At 68.9% G+C, this 16,376-nt stretch carries 16 protein-coding genes and 1 pseudogene; 7 read left to right on the top strand and 10 right to left on the bottom strand.

Features of this window, described 5'->3' with window-relative positions; all coding sequences use genetic code 11:
• Positions 1-24 precede the first annotated feature (24 nt).
• Positions 25-843, top strand: coding sequence for a shikimate 5-dehydrogenase (locus QE397_RS04140; protein WP_027507246.1), 819 nt, complete (start codon positions 25-27; stop codon positions 841-843).
• 18 nt (positions 844-861) lie between these two features.
• On the opposite strand, the gene QE397_RS04135 is transcribed toward QE397_RS04140, so the two are convergent.
• Genes QE397_RS04135 through QE397_RS04120 form a run of 4 tightly spaced genes read right to left on the bottom strand, consistent with a single transcriptional unit; the run spans position 862 to position 4,876 of the window.
• On the bottom strand, positions 862-1,665 hold the full coding sequence (locus tag QE397_RS04135) for an SDR family oxidoreductase (RefSeq protein WP_307091936.1): 804 nt from the start codon (positions 1,663-1,665) through the stop codon (positions 862-864).
• A 31-nt stretch (positions 1,666-1,696) separates the two neighbouring features.
• The gene (gene nagB, locus QE397_RS04130) at positions 1,697-2,476 is read right to left on the bottom strand and encodes a glucosamine-6-phosphate deaminase (RefSeq protein WP_222632735.1); all 780 of its coding nucleotides are present in this window, start codon (positions 2,474-2,476) and stop codon (positions 1,697-1,699) included.
• Positions 2,457-3,638, bottom strand: a complete 1,182-nt coding sequence (locus QE397_RS04125; RefSeq protein ID WP_307091934.1) for an N-acetylglucosamine-6-phosphate deacetylase — start codon at positions 3,636-3,638, stop codon at positions 2,457-2,459. The genes nagB and QE397_RS04125 overlap by 20 nt, the downstream gene beginning before the upstream one ends.
• The gene (locus QE397_RS04120) at positions 3,635-4,876 is read right to left on the bottom strand and encodes a PTS transporter subunit EIIC (RefSeq protein WP_373425274.1); all 1,242 of its coding nucleotides are present in this window, start codon (positions 4,874-4,876) and stop codon (positions 3,635-3,637) included. Before QE397_RS04120 ends, QE397_RS04125 begins: the two co-directional genes overlap by 4 nt.
• A 272-nt stretch (positions 4,877-5,148) precedes the next feature.
• On the opposite strand from QE397_RS04120, the gene QE397_RS04115 reads away from it, so the two are divergent.
• Positions 5,149-5,379, top strand: a complete 231-nt coding sequence (locus QE397_RS04115; RefSeq protein ID WP_027507251.1) for a glucose PTS transporter subunit EIIB — start codon at positions 5,149-5,151, stop codon at positions 5,377-5,379.
• On the top strand, positions 5,376-5,834 hold the full coding sequence (locus QE397_RS04110) for a PTS glucose transporter subunit IIA (RefSeq protein ID WP_307091931.1): 459 nt from the start codon (positions 5,376-5,378) through the stop codon (positions 5,832-5,834). The genes QE397_RS04115 and QE397_RS04110 overlap by 4 nt, the downstream gene beginning before the upstream one ends.
• Positions 5,835-5,844: 10 nt before the next feature.
• On the opposite strand, the gene QE397_RS04105 is transcribed toward QE397_RS04110, so the two are convergent.
• Both QE397_RS04105 and QE397_RS04100 read right to left on the bottom strand, forming a co-directional pair.
• On the bottom strand, positions 5,845-6,690 hold the full coding sequence (locus QE397_RS04105; RefSeq protein ID WP_222651174.1) for an SDR family NAD(P)-dependent oxidoreductase: 846 nt from the start codon (positions 6,688-6,690) through the stop codon (positions 5,845-5,847).
• Between the two features lie 84 nt (positions 6,691-6,774).
• Positions 6,775-7,518 carry a GntR family transcriptional regulator gene (locus QE397_RS04100; RefSeq protein WP_027507254.1) on the bottom strand — a complete coding sequence of 248 codons (744 nt, stop codon included), beginning with the start codon at positions 7,516-7,518 and terminating at the stop codon, positions 6,775-6,777.
• A 157-nt stretch (positions 7,519-7,675) separates the two neighbouring features.
• Here QE397_RS04100 and QE397_RS04095 point away from each other — a divergent pair, with 157 nt between their 5' ends.
• Positions 7,676-8,116: a thioesterase family protein gene (locus QE397_RS04095; RefSeq protein WP_027507255.1), complete on the top strand. Its 441-nt coding sequence runs from the start codon at positions 7,676-7,678 to the stop codon at positions 8,114-8,116.
• Positions 8,113-9,288 (top strand): benzoate/H(+) symporter BenE family transporter, encoded by a 1,176-nt coding sequence (locus QE397_RS04090; RefSeq protein WP_307091927.1) that lies wholly within the window; start codon positions 8,113-8,115, stop codon positions 9,286-9,288. Before QE397_RS04095 ends, QE397_RS04090 begins: the two co-directional genes overlap by 4 nt.
• Positions 9,289-9,358: 70 nt before the next feature.
• On the opposite strand, the gene QE397_RS04085 is transcribed toward QE397_RS04090, so the two are convergent.
• The 4 genes from QE397_RS04085 to QE397_RS04070 form a co-directional block, all read right to left on the bottom strand.
• Complete coding sequence (locus QE397_RS04085) at positions 9,359-10,360, bottom strand: phosphotransferase family protein (RefSeq protein ID WP_307097341.1); 1,002 nt, start codon at positions 10,358-10,360, stop codon at positions 9,359-9,361.
• A 47-nt stretch (positions 10,361-10,407) separates the two neighbouring features.
• Positions 10,408-11,625: an acyl-CoA dehydrogenase family protein gene (locus QE397_RS04080; protein ID WP_027507258.1), complete on the bottom strand. Its 1,218-nt coding sequence runs from the start codon at positions 11,623-11,625 to the stop codon at positions 10,408-10,410.
• Position 11,626: 1 nt separating this feature from the next.
• Entirely contained in the window at positions 11,627-12,454 is an 828-nt protein-coding gene (locus QE397_RS04075) for an SDR family oxidoreductase (protein WP_056448579.1), read from the bottom strand.
• Between the two features lie 71 nt (positions 12,455-12,525).
• Positions 12,526-14,010 carry a cryptochrome/photolyase family protein gene (locus tag QE397_RS04070; protein ID WP_307091924.1) on the bottom strand — a complete coding sequence of 495 codons (1,485 nt, stop codon included), beginning with the start codon at positions 14,008-14,010 and terminating at the stop codon, positions 12,526-12,528.
• A 260-nt stretch (positions 14,011-14,270) separates the two neighbouring features.
• Here QE397_RS04070 and pdhA point away from each other — a divergent pair.
• Positions 14,271-15,351 (top strand): annotated as a pseudogene (pdhA, locus tag QE397_RS04065) (pyruvate dehydrogenase (acetyl-transferring) E1 component subunit alpha).
• Entirely contained in the window at positions 15,348-16,376 is a 1,029-nt protein-coding gene (locus QE397_RS04060) for an alpha-ketoacid dehydrogenase subunit beta (protein ID WP_082544673.1), read from the top strand. The pseudogene pdhA and the gene QE397_RS04060 overlap by 4 nt, the downstream one beginning before the upstream one ends.

Here is a 16,376-nt window from a genome sequence, read left to right as displayed (position 1 = left end):
GCCGGAACCGTTACGCTGCCCGTCATGTCGCGTGTGTTCACCAAAGACACCCAGCTCTGCATGTCGTTGTCGGGGCGGCCCAGCAACATCGGGACCCGGTTCCACAACTACCTCTACGACGAGCTGGATCTGAACTTCGTCTACAAGGCGTTCACCACCACCGACCTCCCCGCGGCCGTCGCCGGAATCCGTGCGCTCGGAATCCGCGGCTGCGGAGTGTCCATGCCGTTCAAGGAGGCCTGCATCGAGCACGTCGACGTCATGCACGACTCGGCGTCCGCGATCGACTCGGTGAACACCATCGTCAACGAGGACGGCGTGCTGCACGCCTACAACACGGACTACCAGGCCGTCGCGGACCTCGTCCGGGAGGCCGGTCTCGACCCGTCGTGGTCGGTCGCGGTCACGGGCAGCGGCGGCATGGCCAAGGCCGTCGTCGCCGCGCTGCGGGACACGGGCTTCACCACGGGAACTGTCGTGGCGCGCAACGAGAGAACCGGACCGGCTCTCGCCGAGAAGTACGGCTACGGCTGGTCGGCCACCGCCGACGACGTCTCGGCCGACGTCCTCGTCAACGTGACACCCGTCGGGATGGCCGGCGGTCCGGACTCCGACGCGCTGCCGTTCGCCACCGAGCAGATCGCCGCCGCTCGCGCCGTCGTCGACGTGGTCGCGGTGCCGTCCGAGACACCGCTGATCGTCGCGGCGCGCGCCGCCGGAAAGCCCGTGATCACCGGTGCGCAGGTGGTGGCACTGCAGGCCGCGGAGCAATTCGCGCTGTACACCGGCGTGCGCCTGCGCACCGAGCAGATCCAGCGGGCCTCCGAGTTCAGTCGGCGCTGAGGTCGTTCGACCAGCCGACTACTCACGGAACATTCTGGCGGTGACCTCGAGGGCGGCGCGACGTGGGAGCAACCGCACACCGGCCGACTGCAGCTTGTTGTTCACTCCGGACACCACCGAGGCCGGGGGCCGCTTGGCCGCGAGCGCCGCGAACGTCGTGTCCATGACCTGTTCCGACGTCTGCATCTTCCCGAACGCGGCGTCCTTGCTGCCGAGCACCTCGAAGAACTCGGTCTCGGTGGGACCCGGCGAGACCGCCATGACGGTGACACCGGTCCCGCGAGTCTCGACGGCCAGCGCCTCGGTGAAGCTGAGCACGAACGCCTTGCTCGCCGCGTAGACGGCCATTCCCGGGAGCGGTTGGTACGCCGCCGTGCTCGCGAGCGTGACCAGCACACCCGCGCCGTGCTCGATCATGCCCGGCAGGAACGCACGCGAGAGATCGACGACAGCAGCGATGTTCACGGCGATCTCGTTGCCGAGCGTCACCGGATCCTCCTCGACGAACGGCTGGTGCGTCCCGAATCCCGCATTGTTGATCAGCGAGTGCACCGTGATGCCGCGGTGACCGAGAGTCGCCTTCAGCGCCGATCCCGCACCGGGCACGGCGAGGTCCGCGGCGATCGGGGTGGCGGTGACACCGTGCCGGGAGGAGATCTCCGCCGCCAACTCCTCGAGGCGATCGAGTCGCCGCGCGACGAGCACGACGTCGCACCCGAGGGACGCGAAGCGTCGTGCGAAATCGGCACCCAGGCCCGAGCTCGCGCCGGTGACGAGGACGGTGGATCCGCGGAGACGCGTACGCAGTGTCGACAAGGTCATCCGCTCACTGTAGGGACCGGACGTCCGACGATCAGAAGTGCTGCCATGTGGGTTTCTCCGACAACGCGTACCGGTAGTAGTCACTCGACCCCAGCGCCGACGCCGCGCCCTCGTCGACGACCACGGTCACGTGCGGATGCATCTGGATCACCGACGCCGGACAGGACGCGGCCAGCGGCCCCTCCACCGACGCGGCGAGAGCGTCCGCCTTCCCTTCGCCGAGTGCGACGAGGACCAGATGGCGGGCCTCGAGAATCGTGCCCAGACCCTGGGTCACCACGTGATGCGGTACCTCGTCGGCGGAGTGGAAGAAGCGTGCGTTGTCCTCCCGCGTGCGGCGCGTGAGGGTCTTGACCCGCGTGCGGGAGACGAGCGACGACCCCGGTTCGTTGAAGCCGATGTGGCCGTCGGACCCGATGCCCAACAGTTGCACGTCCACACCGCCCGACGCGGCGATCGCGGCGTCGTAGCGAGCGCACTCGGCCGCGACGTCCGCCGCCTCGCCGTTCGGACCGTCGATGGCATCCGGGTCGATGTCGATCTCCGCAGCGAACTCCGTGGCGATCACCGAACGGTACGACTGCGGATGGGCGGCCGGCAGACCCACGTACTCGTCGAGGAGGAACGCCCGGCAGGACGCGAACGACAACGCCTCCTCGCGATGCCGCCGACCGAGCTCCCGGTACGTGCCCAACGGGGTGGACCCCGTCGCCACGCCCAGCACCGCGGCACCCTGCCGAACCCTGCGTTCGACGATGTCCGCCACGGTGCGGTGCACCGCCGCTGCGTCGTCACGGATGACGATCTCCATCCGGCACACCCACTTCCACTCGTCCGCGCCTCACGACGCTCGTCACGGTCAGATCGGCATCGGTGATCACGATGTCCGCGCGCATCCCGGCCGCCAGGCGCCCCACCGTGTCCTGCAGGCCGAGGAACCGAGCCGGTGTGGTCGCCCCCATGCGCACCGCCGACACCAGGTCGACTCCCGACTCGGCCACCGCCCGTCGCACGATGTCGAGGACTGTCGACGTTCCGCCCGCGATGGCTCCCGGCTCGTCGCCGTACTGCGTCAGGCGCGCCACCCCGTCCGCGACCGTCACGTCGAGCGAGCCCAATCGGTAGGGGCCGTCGCTCATCCCGGCCGCGGCCATGGCGTCGGAGACGAACACGATGCCGTCGGGTCCGACGAGGTCGACCACCATGGCGACCGTCCAGGAATCGAGATGCACACCGTCACCGATGAGTTCGAGCACCATCTCGCCGCGTCCCGCCGCCGCGAGACACGCGGCCACCGGTCCGGGCGCCCGATGATGCAGCGGCGGCATCCCGTTGAACAGATGGGTGGCGCTCACCGGCCCGGTCAGCCGCGCCAGCGCTGCCGTGACCGTGACCGCATCGGCGTCGGTGTGGCCCACGCTCGGACGGATGTCGTTCTCGGCCATCACCCGAGCGAGGGCGTCCAGGTTCGCGGTCTCCGGTGCCAGCGTCATCGACCGCACGGCTCCCCCGCCGGCCGTCACCACGGCCTCGAGGAGACGCGGATCACCCGGAACGATCGCCGCCGGATCCTGTGCACCGCAACGGCTACGGGCGAGGAACGGCCCCTCGAGATGAACGCCCGCGATGTCGCCGCGGCGCCACAGCTCCGCCAGCAGTGTCGTCCTGTCGACGAGCACCTCGCGCGGGGCGGACACGAGGGAGGCGAGCATGGTCGTCGTCCCGCTGCGCACGTGATGCGCGACAGCGGCATCGACGGCGTCGGCCGTGGCATCGGGAAAGCCTGCTCCCCCGCCGCCGTGGCAGTGCACGTCCACCATGCCCGGCAGAATCGTCGAGGACGACGGCGGGACGGCGATGTCCGTCCGCCCGCGGGCCGGGCCCACCCGGACGATCCGATCGTCCTCGAACTCCACCACCCCGTCCTCGAGCACGCCGTCCACCAGGACGACGCGCCCGCGGAGGAGGGTCACGCCGAGCCGCCGCCGGCCGGCTTGTCCGTCGGCGCGGTCGTGGCGTCCGTCGATGCGGTGGTGGCCGCCGGTGCGCCGGTGGTCACCGCCGCGTCGTCGAGGGTCACGTCGTCCTCACGTCCGGGCGTGCGCAGGTTCCACTTCTTGATGACGAAGCTGAACAGCACGTAGTAGATGACGGCGTAGACCAGGCCGATCGGGATGAGAAGCCATGCCTTGGTGGCGATGCCGTAGTTCAGCAGGTAGTCGATACCGCCTGCGGAGAAGAAGAAGCCGTCGTGGATGCCCAGTGCGTTGGTCAACGCCATCGAGGTACCGGTCAGCACCGCGTGCACGATGTAGAGCGGCCAGGCGACGAACATGAACGAGTACTCGAGCGGCTCGGTGATACCGGTGACGAAGGCCGTGAGACCGGTCGAGAGCATGATGCCGCCGACGAGCTTCTTCTGGGACGGCTTCGCGTTGCGGTAGATCGCGAAGGCAGCGGCAGGCAGCGCGAACATCATGATCGGGAAGAAGCCGGTCATGAACACTCCGGCGCTCGGGTCCCCGGCGAAGAAGCGGTTGAGGTCGCCTCGGACGATCTGGCCGCTCGCGTCCGTGTAGTCACCGACGAGGAACCACACGACGGAGTTGAGGATGTGGTGCAGGCCGGTCGGGATGAGCATGCGATTGGCGAAACCGTAGATACCGCTGCCCACGACGGAGTGATCGGCGACGGTGGTGCCCACCCAGTTCAGGGCGCTGTAGAACAGCGGGTACACGAAGGACATCAGGACGCCGACCACGAGACCGGTGATCGCCGTCAGGATCGGGACGAGGCGTCGGCCGCTGAAGAAGCCCAGGTAGTCGGGCAGCTTCTGACGGTAGAAGCGTTGCCAGAGAACGGCGGAGAGCAGACCGATGATGATGCCGGCCAGCACGCCGTAGTCGATGACGGCAGGGTCGCCGTTCGCGTCGACCTCGCCGTCGAGCACCACCGGCGACATGGCCGTGAAGACGCCGTCGACCACCATGTAACCGACCACCGCGGCCAACGCGGTGGAGCCGTCCGACTTCTTCGCCCAGCCGATCGCGATGCCGACTGCGAAGATGAGGGGAAGCCACGTGAAGACCGACTGCCCCGCGGCCGAGATCACCGATGCGGTGGTCTCGAGCGGGGTGAAGCGTCCGAGCAGATCGGGCTGGCCGATGCGGAGCAGGATGCCTGCGGCGGGGAGCACGGCGATGGGCAGCATGAGACTGCGCCCGAATCGCTGCAACCCGGCGAGTGCGCGGGAGTCCTTCTTCTCGGTGGGCGTCTGTGGTGCGGTGTTCCCGGTGGCAGTCGTGCCGGCCATGGCGACCTTCTTCTCGTGTGTGTTGTGGACCGGTTCCATCACGGGTACTGTCCGGTCATAACCAGTTGTAGTTTGACCAGGTGGCAGCCTGATGTCAAACAGAAAGTGTGAGCACGCCCACCTGCATCGCATCGCGCCGGGGGCGGGTCACCGAGCGGAAGGAGCACCGCATGTCCAAGGCGGACGCCATCGTCGCCGGGCTCGGAGGAGCCGGGAACATCGTCGAGATCGAAGCCTGCATCACGCGGCTCCGCACCGAGGTGCGAGACGGAGCACTCGTGAACGAGGCCGCTCTCAAGGCCGCCGGAGCACACGGGGTCTTCCACAAGGGGACGGCCGTGCAGGTCATCGTCGGGCCCGAGGCGGACACCCTCGCCGAGGACATCGACGACATCCTGTGACCGACACCGCCGTGGGCAGCCCGCTCGCGGGCACCGTCATCGCACTGGCCGACGTCCCCGACCCGGTGTTCTCCTCGCAGATGGTCGGCGCCGGCGTGGCTGTCAGACCCGCTTCGACGACCGGAATGGTGGACGTCCACTCGCCCGTGTCCGGTCGCATCCTCAAGCTGCACCCTCATGCCTTCGTGGTTCTGACGGAGGACAAGAAGGGAGTGCTGGTGCACGTCGGTATCGACACCGTGACGATGAAGGGCGAGGGTTTCGAACTCGTCGCAGCAGAGAAGGACTCGGTGTCGGCTGGAGACGTCGTCGTGCGCTACGACCCGGCCGCTGTCGCCGCCGCCGGATTCGACGACGTGTGCCCCGTCGTCGTGATGGACTCCGCCGCGGACTCCTTCGCGACGCCGTCGGTCGGGTCGTCCGTCACTGCCGGCGAGCCGCTCTTCACCCTCTGACGCGCCGGGGTCAGGCCAGCCCGACCAGCTTCTCCGACTCTCTCCACAGCCCGTCGACCACGCCGGGATCGTCTACCTGCCCGTTCGTGCGACCGCGAGCCTTGTGGCGGCTGTAGTAGATCCCGGCGACCTCGGCGTCCGGCTTGTCGACGGCCACCGACACCAACGGCTCGGCGCCCGACTCGGCACTGATCGAGGCCACGTACTTCAGCGGAGTCCGGTAGATCACCCGGAACAGGACGTTGGCGTTGCCGAAGTTGCTGCGCACCGCTCCGGGGTGGACGGCCACCGACGTGATGCCGCGGTCGGACCACCGCTCCGTGGCGCCGCGGGTGAAGCCGATGTTCATCAGCTTGCTGGTGCAGTAGGCGCGGAACTCGGCCGGCGAGGAACGGTCGTAGGCCATGTCCTGCAGATCGATTCGTCCACCGAGGTTGCCCACGGACGACGTGTTGACGATGCGACTGCCCGCCGTACCGCCGAGTCGGTCGAGCAACAGATGGGTGAGCAGGAACGGCGACAGGTGATTGATCTGGACGTTCGGCTCGTGCCCGTCGGCGGTGCGCTTCGACGGATCGAACGTTCCACCCGCGTTGTTCAACAGGACGTCGATGTGATCGACGGAATCCCGCAGCTCGTCCGCGACCCGTCGCACGTCGTCGAACGAGGCGAAGTCGGCCACGAACGCGCGACCACCGATCTCCGAGGCCGCGGCGGCGGTCTTCTCCGGTGAGCGGCCCACGACGAGCACCTCCGCACCGCGTTCCGCCAGGGTGCGCGCGGCGATGCGCCCGATCCCGTCGCTCGCTCCCGTCACGACGATGGTGCGACCGGTGAGCGAACGGGGAGTGGGCACGGAGGAGCCTTTCGATCTGCGGATGGAACGCCTCGACCGAAGTGTACGAGCGAACGGCGTCGGCGACGCTGTCGGCTGTGGACGTCAGCGACGCTGTGGCCGCCGCCCGCCCTGGACCTCCATCGTGAGCTGATACCGATCGCAGCGGTACCAGCTCTCCGTGTGTTCGATCGGCCGGTCACCGCTGAACGACACCCGGTCGAAGTACAGCACCGGCGCCCCACGCTTCGTCCCCAGCAGCGTCGCGGTGTCGTTGTCGGCCGCCGTCGCGCTGACCGTCTGCTCGGCGCGATCGATGGTCTGCCCGTAGTGGGAGGACACCGCGTCGTAGATGGACTTGCTCAGATCGAGTTCGACCAGGCCCGGCAGCACGGCGGCGTCGTACCACCCGTCGTCGACGCTGACGGGCTCTCCGTCCGCCAGCCGCAGCCGCTTGATGTGGTACGCCTTGCCGCCCGCGGCGATGTCCAGCGCACGGATGGTGGCCACCGACGGATCCTCGAGCCGCGCGAAGAGAACGACCGTGGTGGGTTCGAGACCCTGCGCGCGCATCTCCTCCGAGAACGACGCCAGGTGGAGCCTCGACTGGACGGGCCGACTGGCGACGAACGTGCCCTTGCCGCGCACCCGCACCAGGTGGCCCTCGTTGACGAGCTGACCGATGGCCTCGCGCACGGTGATCCGACTGACCCCGTAGTCCTCCATGAGGCGCCGTTCGCTCGGCATCAGATCGCCGGGCTGGAGTTCCTTGGTGCACCGGTGCAGCAGGATCGCGCGGAGCTGCTCGTGCTTGGGTACGGCACTGTCGCGAAGGTGGACGGGCATCACCACGGCGTGTACTCCCGAGAATCGGCGCGACCGGAGCGATCTTGGCGCGAGCGGTACGGACTGGTCCCGTCCAACTTACTACCGTGGCTTCGCCCCGTGCGCCTTTTGCGCACCCTGGGATACGCGAAAGGCGCACGGGGATGGAATCCTCACCCGCATGACCGAGAGCACCGTCCCGTCCGCAGCCGACTGCCCCGTCCTGTGGCCCGTCGCCACCCGCTGGGAGGACAACGACCACTACGGGCACGTCAACAACGTCACGTACTACTCGTACTTCGACACCGCGGTGAACGGGTGGCTCATGCAGAGCACCGGCCTCGACATCCGCACACTTCCGGCCATCGGCGTGGTGGCCGAGACGTCCTGCAGGTTCCTCAGCCAACTGAGCTTTCCCGACGACCTGCAGGTGGGTATCGCCGTCGAGAGGCTCGGCAACACCTCGATCGTGTACGCGCTGAGCATCTTCCGGGTGGACGGCGAAAACCTGACCCCGGCGGCGGCGGGACGGTTCGTTCACGTCTACGTCGACGCCGAGACCCGCCGCCCGACACCGGTCCCCGACGAGATCCGCGCGGTCGTCGAGGCACTCGGACAGTGACAGCCCCCGGCCGGGTGTCCCTCGCCGTGCCGATCGGCGCGGGTGTGGTCACGGCGCTCGTCGGCTTCACCAGTTCGTTCGCCGTGGTCCTCACGGGCCTGCGCTCGGTGGGGGCGAGCGAGTCCCAAGCCGCGTCCGGACTGTTCGCCATGTCTCTCGTCATGGCCTTCGGGATCACCGGTCTGGCACTGCGCTACCGCATCCCGATCACACTGGCCTGGTCCACACCCGGTGCCGCGTTGCTCGCGGGTACCGGAGCGGTGGTCGGCGGATGGCCGGCGGCCGTGGGAGCGTTCGTGACCGTGGGCATCGCGATCGTGCTCACCGGAGTGTGGTCCGGTCTCGGCCGCATCATCGCGGCGATCCCGGTGTCGCTGGCACAGGCGATGCTCGCCGGCGTCATCCTGCCACTGTGTCTCGAACCCGTGCGGGCCCTCGCGGACAATCCCGCGGCGGTCGCCCCCGTCGTCGTCACATGGGTCGTGCTGCTGCGCTTCTCCCCGCGCTGGGCGGTACCGGCGGCCTTCGCCGTCGCCGCCGTGGTCATCGGCATCTCGCTCACGACGGGCGACACCGAGATCGGCGCCCGATCGCTGCTCCCGAGCCTCGACCTCGTCGCACCCACCTGGACGTGGCAGGCGCTGATCGGCATCGCACTGCCGCTCTACATCGTGACGATGGCGTCGCAGAACATCCCGGGAACGGCCGTCATGGCCTCCTTCGGCTACGCGGTACCGTGGCGAGCCTCGATGACCGTCACCGGTGTCGGCACAGCGATCACCGCACCCGCCGGCGTTCACGCCGTCAACCTCGCTGCCATCAGCGCAGCGCTCGCGGCCGCGCCGGACGCGCACCCGGACAAGGATCGTCGGTGGATCGCGGCGGTGGCTGCCGGGGCGTCCTACCTGGCCCTCGCGCTCGCCTCGGCGGCGCTGGCGACCCTCGTCGCCCTCGCGCCGGCCGGCATCGTGGAAACCGTTGCGGGACTGGCGTTGCTGGCAACCCTCGCGGCATCGCTGGCCGCCGCGTTGAGCACCGAGGCGGACCGGGTGCCGGCGGCCATCACGTTCGTGGTCGCCGCCTCGGGTGTGGCGATCGCGGGGATCGGCTCGGCCTTCTGGGCGCTCGTGCTCGGTCTCGTCGTCCGACTGGGCCTCACCCGACCCGCCTGAGGACCGGCGCTCCTCGTGCGCCTTTTGCGTATCCAGGGGTGCGCGAAAGGCGCACGGGGGCGGAGCCCACTCAGAGGATCCCGGCCTCCTCCGCCGTGGCGACGGCGCGGCCGATGATGCCGTCCACCAGATCCGTCGTCGGCGAACCGTCGCGTGCCCGGTTGCGCTCGTCGTCGATGGCCCGGCGCATGACGCCCTCGGCGATGACGGACAGCTTCCACAGCGCGAGGGCGTGCCAGTACCCCACCGCGGAGACGTCGCGGCCGGTGGCGGCGGCATAGAGCTCGACCAGCTCGTTCCTCGTCGGGAAGCCCGGCAACGTGGAGGACATGAACATGCCCGCGTTGTCGTCGTCGGCCTCCGACCAGTAGGCCAGCAGCGCACCGACGTCCGCGAGCGGGTCGCCCAGCGTGCACAGCTCCCAGTCGACCACCGCGACGATCGCATCGTCGACACTTCCCTCACCGGCTCCGCTGGTGATGATGTTGCTCAGATGGAAGTCGCCGTGCACCAACGAGACCTCGGCCTGCTCCGGAGCCGACGCCGCCAGCGCGGTGGCAAGGCGCTCGATGTCCGGAACGTCCCGCGTCTTCGACTGCGCCCACTGCGACGACCATCGCTTCAGTTGCCGTGCGGCATAGGGCTTGTGGCTGGCGAGATCCACCAGGCCGGTGCTCTCCAGATCCACGGCGTGGATCTGGCCGAGCGTGGCGGGCATGGCCTCACCGATCGTCCGACGACGTGCCTGCGACAGTGTCTCCGCGACAGTCGGGCTGTCGACCACCAACCCGTCGACGTGACTCATCAGCACGAGGGGCGCATCGGTGACGGCGGGGTCGTCGGTGAGGGCGATCGTCGTCGGCACGGGCACCGCGGTGTCCTGCAGCGCGGACAGGATGCGGTACTCGCGAGCGACGTCGTGTGCCGACGCCAGCAACGTGCCCAGCGGCGGACGCCGCAGGACCCAGTTGCTGCCCGCGGCGTCGGTCACCGCGAAGGTCAGATTCGACTGCCCGTTACCGATGCGCTCGAAGGTCAGTGGCCCCGAGACCCCGATGTCGAGGCTCTCCATCCACGTCGTGACCGCACCGTCGTCGAGGCCCGGTGTCGTTCCCGTCGTCACTTGTCGATCTTCCGGTAGGGCGCCAGCTCGGTGCGTGCGATGGTCCGCTTGTGCACCTCGTCCGGACCGTCGGCGAGACGCAGGGTCCGCAGGTGGGCGTACATGCTGGCGAGCGGGAAGTCGTCGGAGACACCGCCGCCGCCGTGGACCTGGATGGCGCGGTCGACGATCTTGAGGGCCATCGCGGGCGCGGCGACCTTGATGGCCGCGATCTCCACGCGCGCTTCCTTGTTGCTGAACTCGTCCATCATCCAGGCGGCCTTCAGCGTGAGCAGGCGCGCCATCTCGATGTCGATGCGGGCTTCGGCGATCCAGTCCTGGATGTTGGCCTGCGCCGCGATCGGCTTGCCGAACGCCACGCGGGACGACGCACGGTCACACATGAGTTCCAGTGCGCGCTCGGCCATGCCGATCGCACGCATGCAGTGGTGGATTCGGCCGGGGCCGAGACGTGCCTGGCCGATCATGAAGCCGGCACCCGGTCCGGCGAGCACGTCCTTGCCGGGGACGCGGACGTTCTCGAACAGGACCTCGGCGTGACCCTCGCGGTCCTGGTACCCGAACACGGGCAGTCCGCGCAGGACGGTGACGCCCGGCGCGTCGATCGGCACGACCATCATCGACTGCTGTTCGTACGTCGACGCCTCGGGCGCGGTCTTGCCCATGACGATCAGCACCTTGCAGTTCTGGTGCAGGGCGTTCGAGGTCCACCACTTGCGGCCGTTCAGGATCCAGTCCTCGCCGTCGGCCACCATGGACATCGCGATGTTGGTCGCGTCGGAGCTGGCGACATCGGGCTCCGTCATGGCGAAGGCCGAGCGGATGGTGCCCTCGAGCAACGGGGCGAGCCACTTCTCCTTGTGCTCGTCCGTGCCGAAGCGGGTGAACACCTCCATGTTGCCGGTGTCCGGTGCGGCGCAGTTGCAGGCCTCGGGCGCGATCGCGGGGCTGCGGCCCATGATCTCCGCGAGCGGTGCGTACTCGGCGTTGGTCAGACCGGGGCCGTAGGCGGGATCCGGATGGAAGAGGTTCCAGAGGCCGCGCGACTTCGCGTCGGCCTTGAGCTCCTCGAGGATCGGCGGCTGGAAGTGCGGATCACCGGACTCCAGGATCTGCTGGGCGTAGACCGCCTCCGCCGGATAGACCTTCTCGTCCATGAACGCCAGCAGGCGCTGCTGGTAGTCCTTGCACCGATCCGAGTACGCGAAATCCATGTCAGCGATCCTGTCCTGGCCGTGCGGCCGTCTCGAGAGATGTTCGGTACCGACGCATCCCGGCGATCCACCGGTCGTAGTCGGCACTCTTGTGCGAGTAGAACGTGAGCACCTCGGGGTGCGGGAGAACGAGGAACTTCTCGGTCTCCATCGCCTCGAGGACGATGCGAGCGACGTCCTCCGGTTCGAGGACGGTGCCGGCGCCGGTCACGGCGGAGGCCGCCACCGAGGCACCCTCGGCGTCACTGTCGAAGCCCGAGTTCAGGAGCGCCGTGTTGACGCCCATCGGGCACAGGCAGCTCACCGCGATGCCCCTGTCGCCGTAGGTGACCGACAACCATTCGGCGAAGCCGACGGCGGCGTGCTTGGACACCGAGTAGGTGGCCGATCCGATCTGGGTGAGCAGGCCCGCCGCGGACGCGGTGGACAGGAAGTAGCCGTGCGTTCCGCGCTCGATCCATCGCGGGATCACCACGCGCGCAGCGCGCACATGGGCGAGGACGTTGACCGACAGCGCGGTGTCCCAGGCGGCGTCGGTGCTGTCGAGCCCCATCCCTGCCGTCGTCCCGGCATTGGCGATGTAGATGTCGAGTGGCCCGAACGCCTCCTCGACCCGCTCGATCATCTGGGCGATCACCGCGTCGTCGGCGACGTCGCCGCCGACGGCGATGCACCGCTCCCCCAGTCGCGCGGCGACCGCATCGGCGGCCGCCCCGTCGAGATCGGCGACCAGGACCGAGTTCCCGGCCTCGACCAGTGCAGTGGCGAGGGCGGCGCCGATACCGGCGCCACCTCCCGTGACGATGGCGACCTTGTCTGTGACCCGCATCATTCAGATAGTAGGCATGCGCAGTGGGTGACGGGCTTTCAGGGTCAACGAACTCGAGGTCGACCTCGAGTTCAGAAAGAGGTCCGGTGCCGCTCCTGCTCGACGATCTCGTCGATGTCGCCGAGCCGCTCCATCGAACTGACTGCTCGGCGCGTGCGCATGTTCTTCGCCAGCCGCTCGCGGTGCTTGTGCGTGAACGCCCAGTACCCCGCCGTGAACGGACACGCGTCCTCCCCGACCCGCTTCTTGGGGTCGAACGCGCAGCCCTTGCAGTGGTCGGTCATGCGGTCGATGTACGCGCCGCCGGACGTGTAGGGCTTGGTCGCGATCACTCCCCCGTCGGCGTGCTGACTCATGCCGAAGACGTTGACGGGCATGACCCACTCGTACCCGTCGACGAAGTGCTCGGTGAACCACCGGGTGAGCGCCCGCGGGTCGTACCCCTGTTGCAGCGCATGGTTTCCCAGGATCATCAGGCGCGGGATGTGGTGCACCCACCCGCGATCGTGCACGCCGGCGAGGGCGTCGGACAGACACGCCGCGGTGACCTCCTCCGCGTCGAGGGTCTGGAACCATCCGGGCAGCGGGGTGTCGGCGTCGAGCGCGTTCGTGCGCATGTAGTCCTCGCCCAGATGCCAGTAGAGGTGCCACACGTACTCGCGCCACCCGAGGATCTGGCGTACGAACCCCTCGACGCTCGCCAGCGGTGCCGTCCCGTCCCGGTAGGCCTGCTCGGCGGCGCGCGCCGCGTCCAACGGGTGCAGCACACCGAGGTTGAACGGCACCGACAGCAGCGAGTGCGACATGGTCCAGTCCGCCGCCATCACGGCGTCCTCGTAGGGACCGAACGTGGCGAGACGGGTGGCCACGAAGGTCTTCAGCGCCGACGCCGCCTCAGCTGCGGTGACGGCGAAGAGACGCGGTCCGTCCTCGCCGGACCAGTCCACGTCCATGGCGTCGAGATCCGCGCGCACACCGGCGTCGATGTCGTCCTCCTCCGGCCACCACGGTTCGGGAACACCGAGTGTCGTCCGCTTCTTGGGCGGCTTCTCCCTGTTCTCCGCGTCGAGGTTCCAGGTGCCGCTCACCGGGTTCTCGCCGTCCATCAGGATGTCGAACCGGCGGCGCTGCTCTCGGTAGAAGTTCTCCATCAGGAACGACTTCTTGCCGCCCGCCCACTCGGCGAAGTCCGCACGGGACAGGGCGAACGTCGGAGTCGGCACGATCTCCTCGACCAGACCCTCGTCGGCCAGCCGACGGACGAAGGCCTCCGCACGCCGCGACGTCGGTTCGTGCACGACGACCGGGCGCCCGACGCGGGCGAGGCCCTCGCGGTAGGTGTCGGCTCGGATGTACGTGGCACGGTCGCCGAGTTCGTCCGCGAGGTGCCGCATGCCGCTGAGCAACAGATGCGCCTTCTGCCGATGACCCCGTCGACGGCCCAACGCACGCGCCGACTCGATGATGACGACGTCGCGGTCCACCATCTCCTCGGACGAGTGGACGTGGGGGCCGAGCTGATCGGCGAACACCCAGAGCGGAGCCTCAGAGGACATGCTCTGCTGTTCCCCGTCCCCAGCGGGGCCAACCGGCCGGGAACCGCTACGCGTGACCGTCCGACACCGTCACCCGATGCCCATCCTGCTCGTTCTGTGCGTGTCGGAGGGGCAACCACCGAGCGAGTTGCTCACTCTCGTCCGCATCACTTGCGCAATGCGGTCAGGCGAGCATGCTGTGAGGTGAGCCACACACGGCTCGTCCACACTGTGCGCCCTCCTCTCACGACGAGGTCCGCGCACCGGCGGAGAGGAAGCCCATGACCCGATCGGACACATCACCGCGGGGCGATCGCATCGCGCATCCCGTGCAGCTCGTCCAGCCCGACGGCCGGCGAGTGCACGACCCCGAGCACTGGCGACTCGTCGCCGACGTCGACGCCGCCCACATGCTCGACATGTACCGCGACATGGTGGTCGCTCGCCGCATCGACACCCGAGGCGACCGCGCTGCAGCGCCAGGGTGAGCTGGGACTGTGGGCACCGCTGCTGGGTCAGGAAGCAGCCCAGGTGGGCTCGGCCCACGCCGTCACCGCGGACGACTACATCTTCACGAGCTACCGCGAGCACGCGGTGGCGTACTGCCGAGGCGTGCCGGTGGAGAAGCTCACCGCACTGTGGCGCGGCACCGCGCACTCCGGCTGGGATCCGGACGAGTACAACATCACCAACCCGGCGATCATCGTCGGAGCGCAGGGTCTGCATGCCACCGGCTACGCCATGGCGGCGCGACTCGACGGTGCCGAGATCGCCACGGTCGCCTACTTCGGTGACGGCGCCACGAGCGAGGGCGACATCTCGGAGGCGTTGTCGTTCTCGGTCTCCTTCGGGGCCGGCGTCGTCTTCTTCTGCCAGAACAACCACTGGGCCATCAGCGAGCCCGTCGCGCTGCAGAGTCCGCTGCCGCTCGCCTCCCGCGCCGCCGGCTTCGGCATGCCCGCCCTGCGGGTCGACGGCAACGATGCCCTCGCCGTCCTCGCCGTCACCCGTGCCGCCGCGCACCGCGCCCGCACCGGCGGAGGCCCCACGTTCATCGAAGCCATGACCTACCGCATGGGCCCGCACACCACGTCCGACGATCCGACGCGGTACCGCGCCGACGCCGAGCGCGACGTGTGGGCGGCGCGCGATCCGTTGGACCGCCTCGACAGACTGCTCACCCGCGAGGGCGCCCTGACACCGTCCGTGCGCGAGGACATCGCCGCGACCGCCGACGACGTCGCCGCCCGGCTCCGCTCCGCCACGATCTCCGCCGTCGATCCGGAGTCGTCCACCCTGCTCGACCACGTCTACGCCGAACCCCACGCTGTGGTGGACCGCCAGAAGGAGACACTGCGATGACCACCGGAACCCTCTCCCGCGCCGGCGCGACCACCGCGTCGTCCGATCTCCACGTCAAGGGCACCCTCGGTGGTGCGATCAACGCAGGTCTCCGCGCCTCCCTCGAGGCCGACGACAAGGTCGTGCTGATGGGCCTCGACATCGGCAAGCTCGGCGGTGTGTTCCGCGTGACCGACAGACTGCAGAAGGACTTCGGCGATCAGCGCGTGCTCGACATGCCCCTCGCCGAGTCCGGCATGGTGGGCACCGCGTTCGGCATGGCGCTGCGCGGCTACCGCCCCGTCGTCGAGATCCAGTTCGACGGGTTCGTCTATCCGGCCTTCGACCAGATCGTGTCCCAGGTGGCCAAGATCCGGTACCGCACCGCCGGTCGCATCGGCGCCCCGATGGTCATCCGCATCCCGTTCGGTGGTGGCATCGGAGCCGTCGAACACCATTCGGAATCTCCCGAGGCGTACTTCGCCCACACGGCGGGCCTGCGCGTGGTCAGCCCGAGCACGCCCCACGACGCGTACTGGATGATCCAGCAGGCCGTGCACTCGGAGGACCCCGTCGTCTTCCTCGAGCCCAAGCGTCGGTACTGGGACAAGGGCGAATGGGCCACCGATGCGCCCGATCTGCCGCTGGACGCCGCTCGCGTGTGCCGCACCGGTACCGACGCGACAGTGGTGGCCTACGGGTCGATGGTGCAGACCGCACTGAAGGCAGCCGAGGTGGCGGAGTCCGAGGGCCACAGCCTCGAGGTCATCGATCTCCGGTCCCTCTCACCGCTGGACACCGACACGGTCTGTCGGTCCGTGCGTCGGACCGGGCGCCTCGTCGTCGTGCACGAGGACACGGGCTACCTCGGCATCGCGGCGGAGGTGGCGGCCCAGGTGTCGCAGGAGTGCTTCTACTCGCTGGAGGCACCCGTCCAGCGGGTCACGGGCTTCCACGTTCCGTACCCGCCGGCACGCCTCGAGCGGCACCACCTCCCGGACGTCGATCGAATTCTCACGGGAGTCGACACGGTTCTCGCAGGCTGA

This window comes from Rhodococcus sp. SORGH_AS_0301 (assembly GCF_030818285.1).
Lineage (GTDB): Bacteria > Actinomycetota > Actinomycetes > Mycobacteriales > Mycobacteriaceae > Rhodococcoides.
The sequence above is the reverse complement of the archived record's forward strand: the minus strand, read 5'-3'. Positions and strand labels throughout refer to the sequence as shown.